This window comes from Exiguobacterium sp. SH3S3, from assembly GCF_004337115.1.
GTDB classification, from domain to species: Bacteria; Bacillota; Bacilli; order Exiguobacteriales; family Exiguobacteriaceae; genus Exiguobacterium; species Exiguobacterium aurantiacum_A.
On the sequence record NZ_SJUU01000001.1, the window covers coordinates 1 to 23,035 of the forward strand.

A 23,035-nucleotide genomic window follows, 5' to 3' on the forward strand; every position below is an offset into this window, starting at 1 on the left:
GATCCATCATGCGCAGCGCGCTCAGTTTTTGTTCGATCGTATGTCGACTTCTCGTCATAAAAAAACACTCCCCAATCAGATAAACAGATTTGTTATTTCATCTGTCTACTTATTGGGGAGCATATCAGTATATGGTCAGGCGTTTTTTCGTGCGGGTAATAGGCGAGGAATGATACGACGAGCTCCTTCTTGCCCGCCGTAAATGGCACGAGCGAACGGGCCGACGATCAAGTCGGCGTAAGCGCCAGTCATGTAGAAGTTGTCTGTCCAAGCGAGTGAGGCATCGAGTACCGGTGTGCCGCATGGGGTGAGCGGTAAGTCGAGCTGCTCCATGAGCGGCCGTAAAAACGTCTCTTTCGGATGGAGCGGGCGGATCCCCGTGCAGCAAACGATCTCGTCAGACGGCAACGCAATCCCGTCGACGAATAACTGGTCACCGTCACGGACCGCTTCTCCAATGATGTGTCGGATTTCACCAAGTTGCACGAGCCGCTTCACTTTTAAGACGAGGTCGTTCGGGGACGTCCCAGGCTTTCGTTCTTGTTTGACGAAGTCACGTTTCTCGATCCAGTTTTCTTCCAACTGATGAAAAGCGCGTAACCCCTTTGGACCCATGAAACTGCGGTCGGCGTCGAACTGGCTCACCTCGAGCGGGCGCTTCGTGACGAGCGTGACGTCATGGCCTTTACTATGACGCGATACCGTATAATGTAACGCCGTGATCCCGCCGCCGACGACGGTAACGTTCGATTGTTCCGGTTGATCGTTAACTGAAAAGACGTGTCGGCATGTCGGGATGTCCGCAAAGCCCGGTAGATGCATCGAGCTCGATTGACCGGTCGAAACGATGACTGTCTCGGCGGTAATCCGTCGAGTCGATGTCGTCACTTCGTAGACGTTGCCGGACCGTTTAATCGAGGAGACGGGTTGATTGCCTAAAAAACGAGAACGAAGATTAAAGTCCGCAATCACTTGATTACAGTGATCGTTGAACAACGCTAAAGACGGTCGGCCGAACGTATCCTTGAAATGATAAGAGCCATAGTCGTTCGCCGCCGCGAACTGTTTCAACGCGTATGGATTAGACGATATATGATGGACGCGCGTCGAGCGCAAATGTGACATTTCAATATGAGCGGTTTGGGACTTCCAGTTCTTGAGTAGTTGATCGTGAGCGTCAATTAGCAGAAGCTCTTCTAACGCACCGCCTTGTTCTAAATAAGATACAGCGAGGGTCATACCGTGAACGCCGGCGCCGATGATTAATACCCGTGTTGACAGATCAGTCATGCTTCCACCTCTTAAATAGTAATAGTTACGATTTGTATCATAGAGTAAATGTCTGCTTTTTGTCAAACTTCATCAATCCGTCGAATCATCGACCTCATTTCCAAAAATCAAATTGATTAGTGAAAACGTTTGCATTAATGTCAAGTTGAGAAGAAATTGGAAATGAGGAAACGGACATGGACGTTAAACGATTATTACAACCAATCAAAAATTGGCAAGGTTGGGCTCGCGTCAAACAAACGAAAGGCCGTTCATCGATGCGACGGAAGATGGCGATCGCGCTCGTGCCGACAATCATTGCCTTGCTCCTCGTCGGTGCGCTCGGTTCTTATCAATTGCAAAAGGCCACTGCTGAGTACGATCGGGTGTTGAACGAAGGTCTCCGTGACATGTTGATCGCCGAAGATTTGGCGTTGACCGTCACTGATGCCGAGCGCTACTTGAATTATTATTTACTCGTCTCGAACCCGAAGACGCTGATCAGTTTAGAAGCGTCGCAACAAAAGCGCGACGAATTGATGGATGCGCTTAAAAAGTCTTCATCTGACGACAAAGTGCTCAGCTGGCTTGGGAATCTAGAGAAGTTTAATCAACTGCTCGACACCGAGATGGCACGTGCCATCGAACTGCGCCAACAACAAGATGAGATCGGGTACAAGACGGTACTCAACACGAGCGTGACCCCGACGACCGATCGGGTCCGGATGACGGTCACCGATCTCGTCGCTCATCAAGCGGAGATGTTGGACGAAGAGACGGCGGCGGTACAAGCAAACGCTGGCACCTCGATCGTCTGGATGATTATCATCAGTATCATCGGTGTCGCCATCGGGCTATTGTCGCTCTATGCGCTCCAAAAACTGTTCTTAACACCGATCAACCGTCTCGTCCGTGAAGCACGAGTCGTCGCGGAAGGAGATTTGACCGGGGAAGACATCGTCGCCAAATCGAATGATGAGCTTGGTGATCTCGTGACGGCTTTTAACGAGATGAAACGCAACCTCGTCGGGTTGATCCGCCAGGTCGGCGCGGCCTCGGATAAAGTGACGGCGTATTCGGAAGAGCTATACGCGAGCACGGACCACGTCGCGACGACGACCCAAGGCGTGGCTGGACTGTTCGAAGACATGAATATCGCGGCCCAAGTGTCGGCCAAGCGCGCCGAGGAAGGGACGTCTGGCGTCAATCAGGCCGTCACCGGCTTGAATCAAATCGCTGCCGCCTCCCAAGGTGTGAATGAACAGACGATTCATACACTTGAGGCTGCGAGCGGCGGACTTGAGACGATTCAGTTGGCCGAGAGTCAGATGCAAGAAATTCAACGGGCCAACGATTTGACCCAACAGATGGTCGAACGTCTTTCGAACCAATCGCTTGAGATTGAAAAGATTACCCGGTCGATCACGGCCATCACCGAACAGACGAACTTGCTCGCTTTGAACGCCGCCATCGAGGCAGCACGGGCTGGCGAGCATGGAAAAGGATTCGCGGTCGTCGCCGCCGAAGTCCGAAAACTCGCCGAAGAGTCGAAACAATCGGCTAAGCAGATTCAAGCGGTCGTTGTCGATATCCAACGGGACACGAAACAAGTTGAGGCGGCGTTTGACGTGACGAGCGGGCATGTGACGAACGGCGTCGCCCAAATGGGTGAAGTCGCCGGGGCGTTCCGTGAAATCGTGTCGGTCATTCAAGAGACATCGCGTCAGATGAGTGAAATTGCCGCAGCGACAGAGGAAGTCAGTGCGAATACGACCGAAGTCGCGGTCTCGGTCGAGGACATGTCGACGAACGCGGTTTCGACGCAACGCAGTGTCGAAGAAGCGGGGGCGAACGTGGAAGAACAGCTCGCCGCGATTCAAGAAATCAATGGCATCGCCGAGACGATGAGCCATATGTCGGTTGAGTTGAAAGATCTCGTCCATTTGTTCAAGACTTCTACACCGCATTGAAAAGGGGTTTAAGTGTGGACAATACGAGCGATTTAATCGGGATATTAGTAGACAAGACAGCAAGTGATGCAGAAAGAGACGATGCTGCTATCGATTTGGGTTTTATTTCAAAAAACGAAGCAGTAGAGATTGCATTGTTGACCGTCGCAAATGATGAAGGCACGGATGAGATGATTCGAGCAAGTTGTGGAGAATCTTTAGCGCAAATTTGGATTGAAAATAATGTATTAAACCTTAAAAACATTTCATTGCTGACAGGAATCGCTTTTTTTGAAGCGCTAGAAATTTTTAAGAAGAAAAACTCTGAATGATGAGTAGAGAACAAAATCATCTTAAGTGAACTACTATCTATGAAATGAAAAGAGGTCATTGAGACGGATAATCCGTTTCAACGACCTCTTTATTGATAGGTGCATAGATTGACACATGTCTTCGTTACATTAAAAGGACGAGGCTCGCTGCCATGACCATCATTCCGGCGACCATGCCGTAAATCGAGTGATGGGCCCGGCCGTATTCACGGGCGGCCGGTAACAGTTCGTCGAGCGAGATGAATACCATGATTCCGCCGACGGCTGCGAACAACAAACCGAAGATCGTATCGTTCAAGAATGGCATCAAAATCAAGAAGCCGACGATGGCACCGACCGGTTCCGCTAGACCTGACAGGAACGAGAGTTTTAACGCTTTCTTCCGCGAGCCGGTCGCGTAGTAAATCGGCACCGACACGGCAATCCCTTCCGGAATATTGTGCAAGGCGATGGCAATCGCGATGGCGATACCGACGGCCGGATCATCGAGCGCGGAGATGAACGTGGCCAGTCCTTCAGGGAAGTTATGAATCGTGATGGCGAGCGCCATGAACAGACCCATTTTGTGAAGCCGTTGCTTCGTCTCCTGATTTAGCGGAGCGGGCTCATCCTTAGTTGCGGTCGTGGCTAGTTCTTGAGACGATGGGTCGTTTTGCATCGTCTCGACGAACTTGACTTCATGCGGGTTTTCAGGGGAAGGGATCAACTTATCGATTAACGCGATCAGGAGCATCCCCCCAAAAAATGCGAGCACGGTATAAATTGTGCCGGCCTTTTCCCCGTGGGCACCGACGAGTTCGACAAGCGCTTTCGGGAAGATCTCAATGAACGAGACGTAAATCATGACCCCAGCCGAGAAGCCGAGCGAGATTGACAGAAAGGCTGTGTTGGTCCGCTTCGCGAAGAAGGCGATCATGCTTCCAATCCCGGTCGCGAGCCCAGCGAATAGTGTCAACAAAAAGGCGAAAATAATTGTACTATCCATTGTAGAGGACTCCTTTGCAAACGTAATATATTTTCGATAATCATAGCATAACGTAAGTTTTGCCCTAACGCAACTTTTAGTCGTTCGGGCAAAAAAACCAGAAAATATCGAGGGTGGTGTTACAATTTTAGGAAAATGATTGATAAATGTTTAGAATATTTGTAATGTTAACGGGAGAAGTTTTATATAGAACACGTATCTAGAAAGGAAATAGCCGTATGTACAAAAAAGGGAATATCGCGATTTTTGCGGTCATCATGATCGCGACGATCTTGCTCGCCGTCTTCACGACGCCATGGGTCGTCAAGAACACGAACCTTGGACTCGACTTAAAAGGCGGGTTTGAAGTGCTGTACGAAGTCCAGCCGCTCGAGGACGGCGATGTCATCGACCAATCAGCGATGAATGCAACGGTTCGCGCTATCAACAACCGCGTCAACGTCTTAGGTGTCTCTGAACCGGATATCCGGATTGAAGACGAGAATCGCATCCGCGTCCAACTCGCAGGCGTATCGAACCAGAACGATGCGCGGGAAGTGCTGTCATCGACAGCACAACTCACGTTCCGTGACATCGATGACAACGTCCTCCTCGACGGGAAAGACCTCGCACCGCGAGGCGCTGCCATCAGTTATGACCAACAAGGAAACCCGGTCGTCGAGTTGACGCTCCAGTCAGCCGATAAGTTCGGCGAAGTGACGTCGCAAATCGCACAGCGTCCGGCGCCGGAGAACCGTCTCGTCATCTGGTTAGACTTTGAAGAAGGCGATTCATATGAAGAAGAGATTCAAAAAGAGAACTCGAAAATCGTCTCAGATGCTTCGGTCACTGGACCAATTCTATCTGACAAAGCGATCATCTCGGGCGGTGACATCGATGCCGAGAGCGGACAACGCTTAGCCGACATTTTGAACGCCGGGGCGCTTCCAGTCAAGCTTGAAGAGATTTACTCGACGTCGGTATCGGCCCAGTTCGGACAAGACGCGCTTGATAAGACCGTCTTTGCTTCGCTCATCGGGATTGCAGCTGTCTTATTGTTCATGCTGTTCTTCTATCGTTTACCTGGACTTGTCTCGATCATTACGCTCGTCTTGTATATCAATTTGATCATGTTATTCTTTAATGGAATCAACGCCGTCTTGACGTTGCCAGGGATTGCCGCTCTCGTCCTCGGGGTTGGTATGGCAGTTGACGCGAACATCATCACGGCCGAGCGGATTAAAGACGAGCTTCGTTCAGGCAAGTCGGTACTGTCGGCGTTCCGCGCCGGTAACCGCCGTTCGCTCAGTACGATCATCGATGCCAACTTGACGACGCTCATCTCAGCCGCTGTGTTGTTCTACTTCGGGACAAGCTCGGTCCGAGGGTTCGCCATCATGCTCATGATCTCAATTGCGATGACGTTCATCTCGAACGTCTTCATCTCACGTTATTTGATGCACCTCCTCGTCGCTAGTCGCTTGTTCGACAAACGTAAAGGCTGGTTTGGTGTGAAGGAGAGTGAAATCCGTGAACTTTAAGCTCACTGAATTAAACTATGTGAAACATATGCGCACGCTGTTCATCATCTCGTGTGCCGTCGTTATCATCGGTCTCGGTATTTTGTTCTTCCGAGGGTTAAACCTTGGAATCGACTTCGCGTCAGGGACGCGTGTCGAAGTGCAGACGGAGACACAAGTGTCACAACAAGAACTTGAAGCCGCCTTTACCGAAGCGGGCGTCGACGAGTCGATTTCTTCGATTCAGTACGCCGATGGAGGGGCGCTCGCGAACGTGACGTTCGTCGGTCAGCTCGGCCAGGATGAAGTCGCTTCAGTCAAGACTGTATTCACGGAAACGTTTGGAAGTGATCCGAATATTAGTACCGTTTCAGCCGAAGTCGGCCGCGACATCGCCCGTAACGCCATCTATGCGGTCGCTCTCGCGTCGCTCGGGATCATTCTCTACATCACGTTCCGGTTCCAATTCTCGTATGCGGTCGCGACCGTCGTCGCGATGTTGCATGATGCGTTCTTCATGATCGTCGCGTTCTCGATTTTTGGGATCGAAGTCAACTTGTACTTCGTCGCTGCGATCTTGACGATCATCGGGTACTCGGTCAACGATACGATCGTCACGTTCGACCGATTGCGCGAGAATATTCAAGCGTACGAAAAAGAGCGGAAGATCAAGTCGATGGACGTATACCGCGACATCGTCAACACGTCGATTCAAGAGACGATCGTCCGTTCGGTCAACACCGTCATCACCGTGCTCGTGACGGCGCTCGCTTTGTACATCTTCGGAGCCGAATCGATTCGCGGCTTCGCGGTCGCACTTCTCATCGGACTTGTCATGGGGATGTACTCGTCGCTCTTCATCGCGTCATACCTCTGGCTCATGCTCAAAAAATTAACGATCAATAAAAAGAAACAAGCCACACCCGCCCCTGAGGCGTGATGACAAGGTCTTCCGATTCGTTCGGAGGACCTTTTTCATATGTCAAGACGGCAAAACACGTCTCTGTTCTGATATAATCAACAGTTGATTGGAGTGAAGGATATGTATCATGCAAAGAAACGGTGGGTGTATCCGGAGACGGATGCGACCGCGATCGAACAACTACAGACAGAACTAAATATATCGGAACAACTCGCGATGTTGCTCACGCAACGGGGCCATCGAGAGCCTGACGCAGCGAAGGCGTTCCTCCAGATCGAGGACGAACTCGAGTTCCACGACCCGAACTTGTTCGAGCAGATGCCGAAAGTCGTCGAACGCCTGAAGCGAGCGGCTGACGAAGGCGAGATGGTGCTCATCTACGGGGATTACGACGTCGATGGGGTCAGTGCCTCGGCCGTCATGTGGCATGCGTTGACTGAGATCGGGGTCATGGCCGAGTGCTATATCCCGAACCGGTTCACGGAAGGATACGGGCCGAACAAAGAAGCGTTCAGTTGGGCGGCAAGTGAAGGGTTCACGCTCGTCATCACGGTCGACTGCGGGATCTCGGGGATCGAAGAAGCGACGTTGTTGAAAGAACTGAACGTCGACTTGATCATCACCGACCACCACGAGCCGAAAGCGACGCTACCTGACGCGTTTGCGATCATTCATCCACACATCGATCCGTCGTATCCATACGACAAGCTCGCCGGAGCCGGAGTCGCCCTTAAAGTGGCACACGCCGTGCTCGGGCGGATGCCTGACGAGCTGCTCGACTTGGCTGTCCTCGGGACAATCGCCGATCTCGTCCCGCTCGACGGAGAAAACCGTCTGCTCGCGAAGCTTGGTCTAAAGGCGCTCGATGAATCGAAGCGGCCCGGGATTTTAGCGCTGCGCGAAGTGTGTGCCTTGACGGACAGCACGCTCAACGAAGAGTCGGTCGGGTTCGCGTTCGGTCCCCGCATCAATGCGGCCGGACGACTTGACTCGGCGATGCCAGCCCTCCAGATGCTGCTCGCCGAAAGTGTCGAAGAAGCACTCGTCTTAGCGAATCAACTCGATAAACAAAACAAAGAGCGTCAAGACATCGTCAAGACGATCGCGAAAGAAGCGACCGAACTCGTCGAAGCATCGATGACGGACGACCGTGTCCTCGTCGTCGCGAGCGAACGTTGGAATCCGGGCGTCGTCGGAATCGTCGCCTCACGTCTCGTCGAGGCGTACTATCGACCGGTCATCCTGCTCTGCCACGATCCGAAGACGGGGAAAGCTAAGGGTTCGGGCCGCTCGATCGATGGTTTTGACTTATTTAAAGAGCTTTCTAAAAACGAAGATATTCTCCCGCACTTCGGAGGACACCCGGCAGCGGCCGGGATGACGCTCATGTCAGAGAATGTGGCTGAGCTGAGACGACGCTTGAACGAGCAAGCGGAATCGATTCCGGACGAGACGTTCGTCGCCCGCGTGAACGTCGATTTGAAGCTCGACGTCAGTGACGTATCGCTCGACTTGATCGCAGAAATCGGCAAGCTCGCCCCGTTTGGGATGGGCAACCCGTCACCGCGGGTCGTCGTCGCGGACGCGAAACTGCGCGATATCCGTCAAATCGGGCGCGACAACACGCACCTTAAAGTCCAGCTTGCTGGAGACAAGCGCGAACTCGACGGCATCGGCTTCGGGTTCGGTCACGTCGTCTCGGAAATCTCGAAGATGGCACACATCTCGGTCATGGGGAGTCTCCAAGTGAACGAATGGAACGGGATGCGCAAGCCGCAACTCATGATTCAAGACATCCGTGTCGATGGGTTCCAAGTGTTCGATTATCGAGGCAAGAAAAACTCGATTGATGAATTGAGACAGCTTCCGAGTGACGCGACATCGTACGTGTCGTTCAGAGGCGAGTCGAACGAGTTTTCCCTCCACGATTTCAAAACGCCGGTCAAACGGTTCGTCGTCTTGCTCGATTTACCGGACGACGAGACGGCGCTGTCCGACCTGCTCAACGAAGACGTCGAGCGCGTCTATTGCGCGTTCGGCCAAGCGGGTAATTCGTTTTTCGAGAAATTGCCGAGCCGGGAAGATTTCCGAACGTATTACGTCCATATGGCCACGTGCGAACGGAAACACCTGCGTGAAAACTTGATTCGTTTGTCAATCGAACGAAAATGGACAAAAAATACGATTCAATTTATGCATCAAGTATTCTCTGAACTCGAATTTCTTGTTACAATGGAAGACGGACTGCCTGGAGTGAATCCAGAAGCACCGAAACGTGATTTGACCGAAGCGCCTTGTTACAAACGTCGCGTCGGACGAGAACAACTCGAAGAACGTTTCGTCTATGCGTCGTTGGCAGAGCTGAAAGAGCGGTTACAATCATTGCGATCGAACAAGATGCAGGAGGCTTACACATAAAATGGATTTCAAACAGCATATTAAAGAAGTAGCGGATTACCCGAAAGAAGGGATCAGCTTTAAAGACATCACGTCGCTTATGCAAGACGGACCTGCCTATAAGAAAGCGGTCGACGAATTGATCGTCTACGCGCAGGAACGTGGCGCTGAACTCATCGCCGGACCAGAAGCACGCGGATTCGTCGTCGGATGCCCGGCGGCTTACGCCCTCGAACTCGGCTTCGTCCCGGTACGTAAAGAAGGCAAGTTACCGCGCGAGACGGTTCGCGTATCGTACGGTCTTGAATACGGCACGGACATTTTGACGATGCACAAAGATTCAATCAAGCCAGGTCAGCAAGTCGTCATCCTCGACGATTTACTGGCGACGGGTGGCACGATCGAAGCGACGATCAAAATGATCGAACAACTCGGTGGTGTCGTTGCTGGAATCGGGTTCTTAATCGAACTCGACGGCCTCGGTGGACGCGAACGTCTCGAAGGATACGACGTGTTCTCACTCATCCGCTACGAAGACTGAGGAAACGGGAAGCTCATGCTTCCCGTTTTTTGAATAGTTTTTGAGGAAAACAACCTACAACCTTTGACAGGTCGTCAGATTTTTTTGATAATGGTAATAAAAAATAGAACAACTTGAACGCAAACTACTACCATGCTGCGACGAATCCGAGACGTTGGGAGCGGTAAGAAAAAGGGTGTCGAATGTTATGACCAAAAAACAAATCGTAAGTATTGAGGATCTTCTCGACGCGCTCGGGAAGTATATGGATGAGCATGATGTTGCCGAAGTGAAACGCGCTTACGAATACGCAAAACTTCATCATACCGGTCAGTTCAGACGTTCAGGTGAACCCTACATCCTGCACCCGGTACAAGTGGCCGGTATTCTCGTCGACATCGGCTTAGATGCGACGACGATTGTCGGTGCCTTGTTGCACGACGTTGTCGAGGACACGGATGTCACGCTCAAAGAACTGACTGACGAATTTGGGGTTGAAGTCGCCATGCTTGTCGATGGTGTGACGAAGCTCGGGAAGATCAAATATAAGTCGAAGAAAGAAGAACTCGCGGAGAATCACCGTAAGATGATTATCGCGATGGCTGAAGACGTGCGTGTCATCTTGATCAAACTCGCCGACCGCTTGCACAACATGCGGACGTTGCAGCATATGCCGAAAGAGAAGCAAGTCCAAAAAGCCGAGGAGACGCTTGAAATCTTTGCGCCGCTCGCGCACCGGATGGGGATCTCGACGATCAAGTGGGAGCTCGAAGATATTTCGTTACGCTATATCAACCCGCAGCAATACTATAAGATCGTCTCGATGATGAAACAGAAACGGACAGAGCGTGAAGCGCTCGTCTCATCGGTCATCACCGAAGTGAACGCCGTTCTCGATGAAGTGAGTATCGAAGCCGATGTCAACGGTCGACCGAAACATATTTACTCGATTTACAATAAGATCGTGAAGCATAATAAAGAGTTCAATGAAATTTACGACTTGATGGCGGTCCGGATCATCGTTGATTCGATCCGTGATTGCTACGCTGTCCTCGGGATCATTCATACGCAGTACAAGCCGATGCCGGGTCGTTTCAAGGACTATATCGCCATGCCGAAACCGAACATGTATCAATCGCTTCACACGACGGTGATCGGACCGAAGGGTGAGCCGCTCGAGGTGCAGATCCGGACGAAGGACATGCACTTCATCGCCGAGTTCGGGATTGCCGCGCACTGGGCTTATAAAGAAGGCAAAAACGTCGCGACGAACGGGTTCGATGAAAAGATTGCCCATCTTCGTGAAATTTTAGAGTTGCAAAAAGATACGACCGACGCCGAAGAGTTCATGGAGTCGCTCAAAGTCGACTTCTTCAGCGACATGTTGTACGTCTTTACGCCGAAAGGTGACGTGTTTGAGTTGCCGAAAGGCTCGGTCCCGATCGACTATGCGTACCGCATCCATACCGAGATCGGTCATCGGATGACCGGTGCGAAAGTGAACGGACGCATGGTGCCGCTCGACCATAAACTCGAGACGGGTGACATCATCGAGATCATCACGTCGAAACATAGTTATGGACCGAGCAAGGACTGGCTCAAACTCGCCGTCTCGAGTCAGGCGAAGAATAAGATCCGCCAATGGTTCAAACGCCAACAACGTGAAGAGAACGTCGAGAAAGGCAAAGAACTCGTCGATGTCGAGATCAAGAAGCTCGGCTTCGAACCGAAAGAAGTCATCGATGACCAGTCGATCAGCATCGTCGTCGAGAAGTTCAACTTCGGGAACGAAGAAGAGATGTACGCCGCCGTCGGCTATCACGGCATCACCGCGGCCCAAGTCGCGCACAAGTTGACGGAGAAGCAACGGAAAGAGCCGAAACTCGAACTGTCTGACGCGATCAACGAACTAAAAGTCAGCCAGTCACCGAAGAAGAAGACGGCCGAGGCCGGCGTCTCGGTCAAAGGGATCGACAATATGCTCATCCGGATGAGCCGGTGCTGTAACCCGGTGCCGGGCGACGAAATCGTCGGATATATCACCCGCGGTCGCGGCGTCTCGATCCACCGGAAAGACTGCTTGAACATCATCAACGAGCAACACCCGGAACGCCTCTTGACCGTCGAGTGGGAAGCGGGCCAGGCGAAAGAGAAGAACTACAACGTCGATATCGAGATCACCGGTTATGACCGGTCGGGACTGTTGAACGACGTGCTCCAAGCCGTCTCAGCGACGAACACGAACATCATCGCCGTCAGCGGGCGTGGGGACCAAAACAAACAAGCCCGCATCTCGATGACGATCTCGATTCCGAACGTGAACCATTTGCAAAAAGTCGTCGACCGGATCAAACAGATCTCGGACGTATACTCGGTCAGCCGAGTCATGATGACGTGACGAAAGGAAGATTTTAAGTGCGTGTATTGTTGCAACGAGTGAAGGAAGCATCTGTCAAAGTCGATGAACAGACGGTCGGACAAATCGACGCCGGCTATCTGCTCCTCGTCGGGGTGACCCATGAGGATACCGAGCAGGAAGTGAACTGGCTCGCCGATAAAGTGGCGGGGCTCCGTGTGTTCGAAGACGCGGACGAGAAGATGAACTTGTCGATTCAAGACGTCGCCGGCAAAGTGTTGTCAGTGTCGCAGTTCACGCTGTACGGCGATACGTCGAAAGGCCGCCGTCCCGCGTTCACGCAGGCTGCGAAACCCGACATCGCCGAACGTCTTTACGAACAGTTCAACGACCGTTTGCGGACGCACGGACTCGTCGTCGAGACCGGAAAGTTCGGGGCGATGATGGACGTCGGGCTCGTCAACGACGGTCCGGTCACGCTCATGCTCGAAAAAAACGCTTGACAGAAGGCGCCAAAATTCGGCATCATGAACCATATAACCTAACACCTATGATAAAGAGAAGTACGGTCACCCCACCAGCAAAGAGAGCGATGCCGAGGCTGAAAGCATCGACTGGATGATGACCCGAACGACACTTTGGAGGTGCTTCCTTGAACGTTTAGTAGGGGAAGCCGTTTCATCGGGCGTTAACCGATTTCGAGTGGCAGAGTATCGATTTTGGCTCTGCAACGAGGGTGGTACCACGGGAAACTTTAACAGGCTCTCGTCCCTTTGCGGACGAGGGCCTTTTTGTATTCTAAGGAGGGAATTTTGATGAAAGCACCACGCGGTACACAAGACCTGCTCCCAGGCACGGTCGAGACGTGGCAGTATGTCGAAGACAAGTTACGCGACATTAGTGCCCGCTACAACTATAAAGAGATTCGCACACCGATTTTTGAAACGACGGACCTGTTCACACGCAGCGTCGGCGAGACGACGGACATCGTCCAAAAAGAGATGTTCACGCTCGTCAAAAAAGGCAAGGACGAGTACACGCTCCGTCCGGAAGGGACGGCCTCGGTCGTTCGCGCTTTCGTCACGAACAAACTGTTCGGCAGTCCCGATCAACCGACAAAGCTGTACTACATGGGACCGATGTTCCGTTACGAGCGTCCGCAAAAAGGCCGTTTCCGCCAATTGCACCAGTACGGTGTCGAGGCGATCGGCAGCAGTGACCCGGCCGTCGACGCCGAAGTAATCAGCCTCGCCTACACGATCTACAAATCGTTCGGCTTACAAAAAATCAAAGTCGTCGTCAACTCGCTCGGTGACGCGGAAAGCCGCAACGCCCACCGCGAAGCGCTCATCCGTCACTTCGAGCCGGTCCAAGACGAACTATGCCAAGACTGTCAGACGCGCCTGCACCAAAACCCGCTCCGCGTCCTCGACTGTAAAGTCGATCGCGATCACCCGGCGATGAAGTCGGCACCGTCGATCCTCGACTTTTTGAACGAAGAGTCGAAAGCGTATTTCGACAAAGTGCTCGAGCACTTGGACGCGCTCGGTGTCGCCTACGAGGTCGACCCGACACTCGTCCGTGGCCTCGATTACTACACGCACACGGCGTTTGAGATCATGTCGGAAGCAGAAGGTTTCGGCGCTATCACGACGCTTTGCGGCGGTGGACGCTACAACGGTCTCGTCCAAGATATCGGCGGTCCGGATATGCCAGGTATCGGCTTCGGGATCGGGCTTGAACGGCTCATCCTCGCGCTCGAGAACGAGAACGTGCTCCCTGAGCTTGCGACCGGGCTTGATGTCTTCGTCGTCGCCCAAGGCGGAAAAGACGTCGAGACGACGGCGACGCGCCTGTTGCAACTCCTCCGCATGGAAGGGTTCAAAGCCGACCGCGATTACCTCGGACGTAAGTTCAAAGGACAATTCAAACAAGCCGACCGCTTAAATGCGGCATTCACCGTCATCCTCGGAGACGATGAAGTCGAACGCGGCTCGGCCTCGCTCAAAGTCATGGCAACTGGAGAACAAGTCGACGTGCCGCTCTCGGCCGTCGCAGACAAAATTCGTGAACTATCGGAAGGAGCAGGACAATGATCGGACGCACACATATGAACGGCCGCGTGACAGAGTCACTGATCGGCCAAGAAGTACAATTGAAAGGTTGGGTTCAAAAACGACGCGACCTCGGAGGACTCATCTTCATCGACCTTCGTGACCGCACAGGCATCGTCCAAGTCGTCGTGCGCCCTGAGAACGAAGCGGTGCACAAGCTCGCGGAATCAATCCGTAGCGAGTACGTCTTAGACATCAAAGGGACCGTCCTCGAACGTGAAAACAAAAACCCGAACATGCCGACAGGGAACATCGAAGTCATCGCTTCAGAGATCAACATCTTGAACGCGGCGAAGATGACACCGATCCCGATCGGCGACGAAGCGGAAAACGTCTCAGAAGACCTTCGCCTCAAATACCGTTACCTCGACCTGCGTCGTCCGGCACTCCAAGAGACGTTCCGTCTCCGCTCGAAGGCGTCGAACACGATCCGTAACTTCTTGACAGAAGAAGAGTTCCTCGAAGTCGAGACGCCGATCTTGACGAAGTCGACACCGGAAGGCGCCCGTGACTATCTCGTCCCGAGCCGTGTCCACGGTGGCGAGTTCTACGCGCTCCCACAATCACCGCAGCTGTTCAAGCAACTCCTCATGGTGGCTGGGTTCGACCGTTACTTCCAAATCGCCCGCTGTTTCCGTGACGAAGACCTCCGGGCCGACCGTCAACCGGAATTCACACAAGTCGACATCGAGACGAGCTTCATGGACGTCGAAGACTTGATGGCGATGATGGAAGCGATGATGGGGCAAGTGATGGAAGCGACGCTCGGTCGCACCGACACACCGGCCAAGTTCGAGCGGATGACGCACGAGGAAGCGATGCGTCGCTTCGGTTCGGATAAGCCGGACACACGTTTCGGTCTCGAACTCATCGACGTCGCCGACGCCGTCACAGGCGCAGGCTTCAAAGTGTTCGATATGGCGCTCGAGTCGAACGGACACGTCAAAGCGATCAACGTCAAAGGCGAGGCCGACAAGTTCTCGCGTAAAGACATCGACAAGCTTCAAGAGTTCACGGCCGTCTACGGCGCGAAAGGCCTCGCTTGGCTTAAAGTGACGGCTGAAGGCTTGAACGGACCGATCGCGAAGTTCTTCGACGAGACGTACGCACAGAAGTTGATTGAAGCGACGAACGCGGAAGCGGGCGACCTGCTCTTGTTCGTGGCGGCAAAACCGACTGTCGTCGCCGACAGCCTCGGCGCGCTTCGCGTCAAACTCGGTCATGAGCTCGGTCTCATCGATGAGTCGAAGTTCAACTTCCTCTGGGTGACGGACTTCCCGCTCGTCACGTTCGAAGAAGAAGACGGACGTTTCTACGCCAACCACCACCCGTTCACGATGCCAAACCGTGACGACCTCCATCTTCTCGAGACGGACCCAGCAAGCGTGCGCGCGCTCGCCTATGACCTCGTCTTGAACGGTTATGAGCTCGGTGGCGGATCGCAGCGGATTTATGAACGTGACATTCAAGAGCGCATGTTCAAACTGCTCGGCTTCACAGAAGAAGAAGCGGTCGACCAGTTCGGCTTCTTGCTCGAAGCGTTCGAATACGGCACACCGCCGCACGCGGGTATCGCGCTCGGTCTCGACCGCCTCGTCATGATCCTCGCGGGTCGTTCGAACCTCCGTGACACGATCGCCTTCCCGAAAACGGCGTCGGCGAGCTGTCTATTGACGCAAGCACCAAGCCCGGTCGCGGACGCGCAACTCGAAGAGTTGTCAATCCGGACAGCGGTGAAAGAGAAGAAACAAGGATAAACAAAAGGAGGTTCGCCGCGGCGAACCTCCTTTTTAGTCATGCTGCTGTTCCATCTTCTTTGCAGTCCGTTGAAGCGCGAATCCGAACGCGAACAGCGATGCGATCACGGCCGTCATCGTATAGACGGAGTCCGTGAAAGCGAGATAGATGCCGAACAAACCGAGGCCGAAGCTGAGGAGGAACCAAAGCATCAACTTCGGGTGCTCCTGGAGCGCTTGTTTCATGCGCTCGGCACGTTCAGCTGGCAACCGGTCCCATCGGTCACGAGCAGGTTCGAGTTGAACACTTGGCCGTTGCTCTTCAAGACGAGCGACCGTTTGTCGTCGCGAAAGTCGATGATCATGTCCTCATCGAGAAACACTTTCGTCCAGTTCTTGATGAGGATTGGCCCGACGTTCGAGTCGATCTCGACGTCTTCCGGTGTCGTCTCGGTCACGTAACGGATCTCGAAGATGCCGCTATTGCCGCAACCGCAGCCTTCCGTCTCATAAAACAAATGCATCTGTCCGTCACGGTCGCCTTTTAAGGCGTTAATGCGCTCGTTCGCGCGGTCTGTAATCTGTACGTTCATTGTTATCACTCCTTACGTCCATTATACATCGTCTGAAAAAAGATTGAAAAAGACGTGCTTCCCATTTTCCACTTCCTGCAAAAAAGCGTAAACTATTTGTTTAGAAGGGGGAAAGGAAATGATCTCACGTTTTTTTAGTTATTACCGTCCACATAAGAAGTTATTCATCCTTGATTTCACGTTCGCCATCCTCGTCGGCCTGCTCGAGCTTGGCTTCCCGCTCGCTGTGAAATGGTTCATCGACGTTCTGTTACCGGGCGGCGAATGGAATTGGATCATTATCATCAGTATCGGTTTGCTTATTCTGTACATACTCGCCATGATGATGCAGTACGTCGTCAACTATTGGGGACATAAGCTCGGGATCAATATCGAGACCGATATGCGCGAAGAATTGTTCACGCACATCCATAAGCAATCGTTCCGCTTCTTCGACAACCATAAGACCGGTCACTTGATGAGCCGGGTCACGAACGACTTGTTCGACATCGGCGAAGTGGCACACCACGGCCCGGAAGACTTCTTCATCGCCATCATGACATTGCTCGGCGCGTTCGGGATCATGTTCTCGATCAATCCGCAACTTGCGCTCGTGACGGTCATCGCCGTGCCATTCCTCGTCATCATGATCACGTACGCCAATAAAAACATGAACAAGGCGTGGCAGAAGATGTACGGCAACATCAGTGAAGTGAACGCCCGCGTCGAAGATAGCGTCTCTGGCGCGCGTGTCGTCCAGTCGTTCACGAACGAGACGTTCGAGATCAACCGGTTCCAACAAGACAACAACTTCTATCGCGGTTCGAAGATCGAAGCGTATCGGGTCATGAGTAAGTCGCTCGCCGGGATCTATATCACGACACGGCTCATGACATTGCTCGTCCTCGTCTACGGGGCGTACTTGACGTATGAAAACGAATTGACATACGGTGAGCTCGTCGGTTTCATCTTGTATATGAACTTGCTCATCAAACCGGTCGAGAAGATCACGGCGCTCCTCGAGATGTATCCGAAAGGGATGGCCGGCTTCAAACGGTTCACAGAACTGATCGATGAGGCACCGGACATCGAGAACCGTCCGGATGCGGTCGAGGTCAGTTCACTGAAAGGGAACATCGCTTTCCACGATGTCTCGTTCGGCTACTCGGACTACCGAGAAGTGTTGACGCATATCGACCTCGACATCACGACCGGGTCGACGGTCGCCCTCGTCGGGACGAGCGGTGCCGGCAAGACGACGATCTGCTCGCTCATCCCACGCTTTTATGACGTGACGGCTGGGGCCATCACGATCGACGGGATCGACATCCGTGACATGACGAAAGAGAGTCTGCGTCGCCAGATCGGGATCGTGCAGCAGGACGTGTTCTTGTTCGCCGGGACACTTCGCGAGAACATCGCCTACGGCAAGCTCGAGGCGAGCGACGCGGAAGTCATGCACGCGGTCGAGAAGGCACATTTGAATTCGCTCGTCGACGAACTCGAGCACGGGCTCGACACGCAGATCGGAGAGCGGGGACTGAAACTGTCGGGCGGACAGAAACAACGGATCGCCATCGCCCGCATGTTCTTGAAAAACCCGCCGGTCTTGATCTTAGATGAAGCGACGTCCGCCCTCGACACCGAGACGGAAGCGATCATCCAAGAGTCGCTTACGGAACTCGCGGCCGACCGGACGACGCTCATCATCGCGCACCGTCTTGCGACCGTGAAGAATGCCGACCGCATCCTCGTCGTCACCGCCGACGGCATCGTCGAGGACGGCACGCACGACGAGTTGAGTGCCAAAGGCGGCGTCTTCGCCGGGCTGCTCAGACGGCAGCAGCTCTAACTAGTCGGGCAGCCACCAGTGATTCAAGTCTTGGTGGCTGTTTTGCGTAAAATGGGTATAAACAAGCATCAGTGTATGTGTGAGGAGGAAATGAATTGATGAAAGCAGTTCAAGTTATCGGATACGGTGACGTCGATCAATTACAGGTCGTCGACGTTCCGGTCCCGACACCGAAAGACGATGAGGTGCTCGTTCGCGTACAGGCGTGCGGCATCAACAATACGGAGATATGGATGCGAGAAGGGGCGTACGGGACGGATCAGGAGTCGGGCTGGCGTCCGGAGGGAGTCCAGTTTCCCCGGATTCCAGGATCAGATATTACCGGAGAAATTGTCGGGGTCGGGAATCAAGTGGATGAAGGGATGATCGGCCGGCGTGTCGTCTTGTTCCCGTTCACGTCGAGTGGGGCGGACGGTGCGGAGCATATCGCTCCCGACATGTCGTTCATCGGCTCGGAATATGACGGTGGTTATGCGGAATATGTCGTCTGGCCGGCCGAGCTTTGTTATGACATGCCGCTCGACAGTTTCGTCGATAGCGCCGTCTTCTCGGTGAGCGGGTTGACGGCGTGGCACATGAACGAGCAAATTCAAATCCGTCCTGGTGAGACGGTCGTCGTCACCGGTGCGAGCGGCGGTGTCGGCTCGTTGAACGTGCAGATTGCAGCGCACGTGTTCGGAGCGAACGTCATCGCCATCATCGGCGATTTGAAAGACGCGCCGAAACTGAAAGCGCTCGGGGCGAGCCACGTCGTTTCCTATCGGTCGGAGACGCTCGCGGACGAGATTTTAGCAGCGAACGGTGGACCGGTCGATGCCGTGCTCGACGTCGTCGGGGATGCGTTGTTCGCAACGTCGCTCGATGTATTGAAGAATGGCGGTAAGTTTTGCATATCCGGATCGGCCGGGGGACAACGGGCCGATCTCGATTTCCGGACGCTCTACTTGAAGCACATTACGATGTACGGATCGGTGCTCGGGACGCGAGCGGAATTCAAAGCGATGCTCCAAGCGATTTCGAGTGGTCAGATCAAGCCGGTCGTCGACCGGACGTTCTCGTTAGAAGAGGCCCGGGCGGCGCAAACGTATTTTAAACAGCAAGGCAAGGTCGGTAAGATCGTCCTCGTCCCGTAACAGTAAAGAGAGGAAATCAGACCCCTTGAGTCCGATTTCCTCTCTTAAATTCAGGCGATATCGGCTTTCGTCCGGTCGATGACTGAGACGAGTCGACGGAACTGTTCGAGCCAAAACTGGAAGAACGGACCGATTAAGAAAATCGACAGCACCGTCCCGAAAAAGACGGGACCGCCGAGCACCCAGCCGATCAAGCAGGCCGAGAGCTCCATCCACGTCCGCATCATGCGGACCGACGTATTGAAACGGTCGGCCAAGGCGAGCGTCAGTCCGTCACGCGGGCCGGCGCCGTAACCGATGGCAACATAAAGACCGGCGCCCATGCCGATGACGAAGATGCCGAGGACGAGCCAGGCGATGTTGAGTGCGGTGCCATCGAGCGTCGGCAGCAAGTGGTGGTCGAGGATCAAGTTCATGAACACGCCGACGAAGACGGCGTTGACGAGCGTCCCGAACTGGGGTCGGATGCGGTCCAATATGTATTTGCATAAGACGAGCAACAGGCCGACGAGGAGGATGATCGTCCCGACCGAGAGCGGCGTGTGTCGGGCGAGCCCGAGATGGAGCACGTCCCACGTCGAGACGCCGAGGTCGGCCGTGATCATCATCGACGATCCGAGGGCGAGCAGGAACAAACCGCCCATGAACAACGCCCACTTCAAACTGATTCGTAAAGATTGTATCCATACCGCCTGCATATTGGTCGCCTCGATCCCCTAAAATGTTCCATCATCATATCATAATTGGTTTCAAGGCAAGAAAAAAACGCCTCAGCTTGGCTGAGACGCCATTGATTATTTTTTAGGTGTTTCTGCTTTTTTTGCTTTGTTCTTTTTATAATAATTGTAGACGAACGGAGCGACCGCCGTCGCGACTTTGATGAGTGTACCGAATTTTCCTTTTCTAGCCATGTTGTTGCACCCCTTTCTCTTCTCTAAAGAGTTATATTCCACACGTTGCGGAAATGAAAACATATTTCGAACAGGTTCGACACGATTGATGGCAGATGCATCACGCATAATAGAGCCAGGAGGCGAAGAATATGAAGACGATTATTTGGTATCAGAACGATTTACGGATCGATGACCATCGGCCACTCGAAGAGGCGCAAAAACATGATGAAGCGATCGAGGGGCATTACTTTATAAGGGAGGACGAGCTGAACGAAAATCGTTTCGGCGTCATCCCGCTCGGGGACAGACGGCTTCAATTTTTAAAAGAGTCGCTAGAAGACTTGGCCGGATCGCTCGACGCGCTCGGGATCCCGCTCCATGTCCATGTCGGTCATCCGCTCGACATCCTCGACCCGACAGACCGGCTGTTGTTTCAACGGTCGATCGGATTGAACGAACGATTGCTTGAAAAAGACGTCATCGCGCGTTGGCAAGGGGAGTGGCAATCGTTCGACGGGTTCACACTGTACCCACGCACCGAAATCCCGTTTAAAAAGATGCCGTTTTTGTTCACCGAGTTCCGAAAAGCGGTCGAGGACGATGCCCGTCCTGAACAGCTGATCGAGCGGACGAGCTCAGGTCAGTCGCGTCCGCTCCCGTTTCCTGTCCCGTTCGAGCGTCCGATGCTTGACGCCCGGTCCGCATTCCCGTTTCAAGGCGGCGAGACGTCGGGGCGGAAACGTCTGAGCGACTATTTGGCAGGTCCCGTCCGCACGTATAAAGAGACACGGAACGGCTTTGGGGTCGACGACTCATCCAAGTTGTCGGCTTTTCTTGCCAATGGTTCGCTCTCGCCGCGGCGTGTGCTCCATGAACTAGAGCTTCATGAACGACAGCACGGGGCGAACGAGTCGACATATTGGCTCTATTTTGAACTGTTGTGGCGCGAGTTTTTCCAATGGGTCGCGCTCGAGCAAGGGAAGCGGTTGTTCCGTCGCCAAGGGATACGTTCGAAGGACAAGGCGTGGAAAATGGACGAGGACGTGATTCATCGGTGGCAGCAAGGCGAGACGGGCGTCGCGTTCGTCGACGCGTTCATGCGCGAATTGAACACGACGGGATGGATGTCGAACCGGGGCCGGCAAATCGTCGCGAGCTATTTCGCCAAAGAGCTCGGACAAGATTGGCGCTATGGTGCGGCCTACTTCGAAGCGATGCTCATCGACTATGACGTCGCCAGCAATTATGGCAATTGGGCGTATCAGGCCGGTGTCGGCAACGATTCACGCGACCGGCGTTTCAACGTCTCACGCCAACAAGATACGTATGACCCGACGCGTGCGTTTCGTGACACGTGGATGTGACGAAACCGTCACTAGAAATCGTGGTTTCTGATTGACTTCTTTTTACAGGTAGTGCTATAGTAAGGACAACAGATGGGATACCTGAGGTGTACGAGAGCCGCCTTCGTTATTTTGAGCCAACACTTTGAATACGGGAGATCGAACTGCCAGCCGGATCAACTGCCTCATCACGTGCAGGAGGACTTGTGAAGGGGACGCTAGATCACCCACCTGCTTAAGCAGGTTCAAAAGCAGGGCATCGTCACGGCACTCCGGGCCCCATCGATTTTATTGTAAAAACGTCGCTAGACGTCTTTTTTTTGATTATAATTCCGAGTAAAATAGTGTGAAAAAATAGTATTAATTTGGAGGAAGATTATGTTACACCAGTTTTCACGTAATGAGTTGGCTATCGGTCAAGAAGGTATTGAAACGTTGAAAGGGAAGACGGTCGCCATTCTTGGCGTCGGCGGTGTCGGCTCGTTCGCGGCCGAAGCGCTTGCCCGGAGCGGGGTCGGTCGAATCGTGCTCGTCGATAAGGACGATATTGACATCACGAACGTCAATCGTCAAATCCACGCGCTCTTGTCGACAGTCGGACAACCGAAAGTCGAGGCGATGGGGGCGCGTCTGCTCGACATCAATCCGGACGTCGAACTCGTCCAGTTGAAGATGTTTTATACCGAAGAGACGTTCGAAGAGTTCTTCGCTCAAAACGTCGATTTCGTCATCGACGCGTCAGATACGATCATCTATAAGATCCATTTGATCGTCGAGTGTAAACGTCGCGGTATCCCGGTCATCTCGAGCATGGGGATGGCCAACAAGATGGACCCGACCCGGATTCAAGTCATCGACATTAAAGACACGTCATACGATCCGATCGCGAAGATGGTGCGGACGCGTTTGCGTAAACATAATATCTATAAAGGCGTGCCGGTCGTGTTCTCGGACGAGTCACCGATCGTGACGCGCGAGGACGTGAACGAGGTCGTCGGTAAGAAAGACGCCCCGATCCGTAAAGCGAAGATGCCACCGAGCTCGAACGCGTTCGTGCCGTCGGTCGCAGGACTCGTCGCCGCCGGGTACGTCATCAATCAAATGCTCGAGACGGCTGGTGTCGAGATCAATCGCATCCAGAACTAAGAAAACGACGCCGACTC

17 protein-coding genes, 1 other RNA gene, 1 pseudogene and 1 other annotated feature are annotated in these 23,035 nt (G+C 53.4%); of the genes and pseudogenes, 14 read left to right on the forward strand and 5 right to left on the reverse strand.

Features of this window, described 5'->3' with window-relative positions; translation table 11 throughout:
• Window positions 1–135 precede the first annotated feature (135 nt).
• On the reverse strand, window positions 136–1,290 hold the full coding sequence (locus EVJ28_RS00005; protein ID WP_131487775.1) for an FAD-dependent oxidoreductase: 1,155 nt from the start codon (window positions 1,288–1,290) through the stop codon (window positions 136–138).
• 176 nt (window positions 1,291–1,466) lie between these two features.
• On the opposite strand from EVJ28_RS00005, the gene EVJ28_RS00010 reads away from it, so the two are divergent.
• Both EVJ28_RS00010 and EVJ28_RS00015 read left to right on the forward strand, forming a co-directional pair.
• Window positions 1,467–3,239, forward strand: coding sequence for a methyl-accepting chemotaxis protein (locus tag EVJ28_RS00010; RefSeq protein ID WP_131487777.1), 1,773 nt, complete (start codon window positions 1,467–1,469; stop codon window positions 3,237–3,239).
• Window positions 3,240–3,253: 14 nt separating this feature from the next.
• A complete protein-coding gene (locus EVJ28_RS00015) occupies window positions 3,254–3,550 on the forward strand; it encodes a hypothetical protein (protein WP_131457363.1) in 297 nt (98 codons plus the stop codon).
• A gap of 124 nt (window positions 3,551–3,674) precedes the next feature.
• Here EVJ28_RS00015 and zupT read toward each other — a convergent pair whose 3' ends face one another.
• A complete protein-coding gene (gene zupT, locus EVJ28_RS00020; protein ID WP_131457361.1) occupies window positions 3,675–4,535 on the reverse strand; it encodes a zinc transporter ZupT in 861 nt (286 codons plus the stop codon).
• Window positions 4,536–4,753: 218 nt separating this feature from the next.
• Between zupT and secD the strand changes: the two are divergent.
• The 7 genes and pseudogenes from secD (at window position 4,754) to aspS (ending at window position 16,100) form a co-directional block, all read left to right on the forward strand.
• Window positions 4,754–6,974, forward strand: a pseudogene (gene secD, locus EVJ28_RS14255) (protein translocase subunit SecD).
• Between the two features lie 102 nt (window positions 6,975–7,076).
• Window positions 7,077–9,374 carry a single-stranded-DNA-specific exonuclease RecJ gene (gene recJ / locus EVJ28_RS00030; RefSeq protein ID WP_131487779.1) on the forward strand — a complete coding sequence of 766 codons (2,298 nt, stop codon included), beginning with the start codon at window positions 7,077–7,079 and terminating at the stop codon, window positions 9,372–9,374.
• Between the two features lies 1 nt (window position 9,375).
• Window positions 9,376–9,894, forward strand: coding sequence for an adenine phosphoribosyltransferase (locus tag EVJ28_RS00035; protein ID WP_016508814.1), 519 nt, complete (start codon window positions 9,376–9,378; stop codon window positions 9,892–9,894).
• Window positions 9,895–10,081: 187 nt separating this feature from the next.
• Window positions 10,082–12,271, forward strand: coding sequence for a RelA/SpoT family protein (locus EVJ28_RS00040; protein ID WP_070327670.1), 2,190 nt, complete (start codon window positions 10,082–10,084; stop codon window positions 12,269–12,271).
• Window positions 12,272–12,288: 17 nt separating this feature from the next.
• Window positions 12,289–12,732, forward strand: coding sequence for a D-aminoacyl-tRNA deacylase (gene dtd / locus EVJ28_RS00045; protein ID WP_131457355.1), 444 nt, complete (start codon window positions 12,289–12,291; stop codon window positions 12,730–12,732).
• A gap of 38 nt (window positions 12,733–12,770) precedes the next feature.
• Window positions 12,771–13,005, forward strand: a binding site (T-box leader).
• Window positions 13,006–13,044: 39 nt separating this feature from the next.
• The gene (gene hisS / locus EVJ28_RS00050; RefSeq protein ID WP_131487781.1) at window positions 13,045–14,325 is read left to right on the forward strand and encodes a histidine--tRNA ligase; all 1,281 of its coding nucleotides are present in this window, start codon (window positions 13,045–13,047) and stop codon (window positions 14,323–14,325) included.
• The gene (aspS, locus tag EVJ28_RS00055; protein WP_131468640.1) at window positions 14,322–16,100 is read left to right on the forward strand and encodes an aspartate--tRNA ligase; all 1,779 of its coding nucleotides are present in this window, start codon (window positions 14,322–14,324) and stop codon (window positions 16,098–16,100) included. Before hisS ends, aspS begins: the two co-directional genes overlap by 4 nt.
• A 33-nt stretch (window positions 16,101–16,133) precedes the next feature.
• Here aspS and EVJ28_RS00060 read toward each other — a convergent pair whose 3' ends face one another.
• Together EVJ28_RS00060 and EVJ28_RS00065 are read right to left on the reverse strand one after the other, a co-directional pair.
• Window positions 16,134–16,349 carry a hypothetical protein gene (locus EVJ28_RS00060; protein ID WP_131468642.1) on the reverse strand — a complete coding sequence of 72 codons (216 nt, stop codon included), beginning with the start codon at window positions 16,347–16,349 and terminating at the stop codon, window positions 16,134–16,136.
• The gene (locus EVJ28_RS00065) at window positions 16,322–16,672 is read right to left on the reverse strand and encodes an iron-sulfur cluster biosynthesis family protein (RefSeq protein WP_131457351.1); all 351 of its coding nucleotides are present in this window, start codon (window positions 16,670–16,672) and stop codon (window positions 16,322–16,324) included. Before EVJ28_RS00065 ends, EVJ28_RS00060 begins: the two co-directional genes overlap by 28 nt.
• A 118-nt stretch (window positions 16,673–16,790) precedes the next feature.
• On the opposite strand from EVJ28_RS00065, the gene EVJ28_RS00070 reads away from it, so the two are divergent.
• Together EVJ28_RS00070 and EVJ28_RS00075 are read left to right on the forward strand one after the other, a co-directional pair.
• Window positions 16,791–18,503 (forward strand): ABC transporter ATP-binding protein, encoded by a 1,713-nt coding sequence (locus tag EVJ28_RS00070; RefSeq protein WP_131468644.1) that lies wholly within the window; start codon window positions 16,791–16,793, stop codon window positions 18,501–18,503.
• A gap of 98 nt (window positions 18,504–18,601) precedes the next feature.
• A complete protein-coding gene (locus EVJ28_RS00075) occupies window positions 18,602–19,636 on the forward strand; it encodes a zinc-binding dehydrogenase (protein WP_131487783.1) in 1,035 nt (344 codons plus the stop codon).
• A gap of 50 nt (window positions 19,637–19,686) precedes the next feature.
• Here EVJ28_RS00075 and EVJ28_RS00080 read toward each other — a convergent pair whose 3' ends face one another.
• The gene (locus tag EVJ28_RS00080) at window positions 19,687–20,334 is read right to left on the reverse strand and encodes a YczE/YyaS/YitT family protein (protein ID WP_131487786.1); all 648 of its coding nucleotides are present in this window, start codon (window positions 20,332–20,334) and stop codon (window positions 19,687–19,689) included.
• A 344-nt stretch (window positions 20,335–20,678) separates the two neighbouring features.
• On the opposite strand from EVJ28_RS00080, the gene EVJ28_RS00085 reads away from it, so the two are divergent.
• The 3 genes from EVJ28_RS00085 (at window position 20,679) to EVJ28_RS00095 (ending at window position 23,018) form a co-directional block, all read left to right on the forward strand.
• Window positions 20,679–21,893, forward strand: coding sequence for a DASH family cryptochrome (locus EVJ28_RS00085; protein ID WP_131469635.1), 1,215 nt, complete (start codon window positions 20,679–20,681; stop codon window positions 21,891–21,893).
• 75 nt (window positions 21,894–21,968) lie between these two features.
• A non-coding RNA gene (gene ssrS / locus EVJ28_RS00090) (6S RNA) lies at window positions 21,969–22,155 on the forward strand.
• A 95-nt stretch (window positions 22,156–22,250) separates the two neighbouring features.
• Window positions 22,251–23,018, forward strand: a complete 768-nt coding sequence (locus EVJ28_RS00095; protein WP_131468650.1) for a tRNA threonylcarbamoyladenosine dehydratase — start codon at window positions 22,251–22,253, stop codon at window positions 23,016–23,018.
• Window positions 23,019–23,035: the final 17 nt, after the last annotated feature.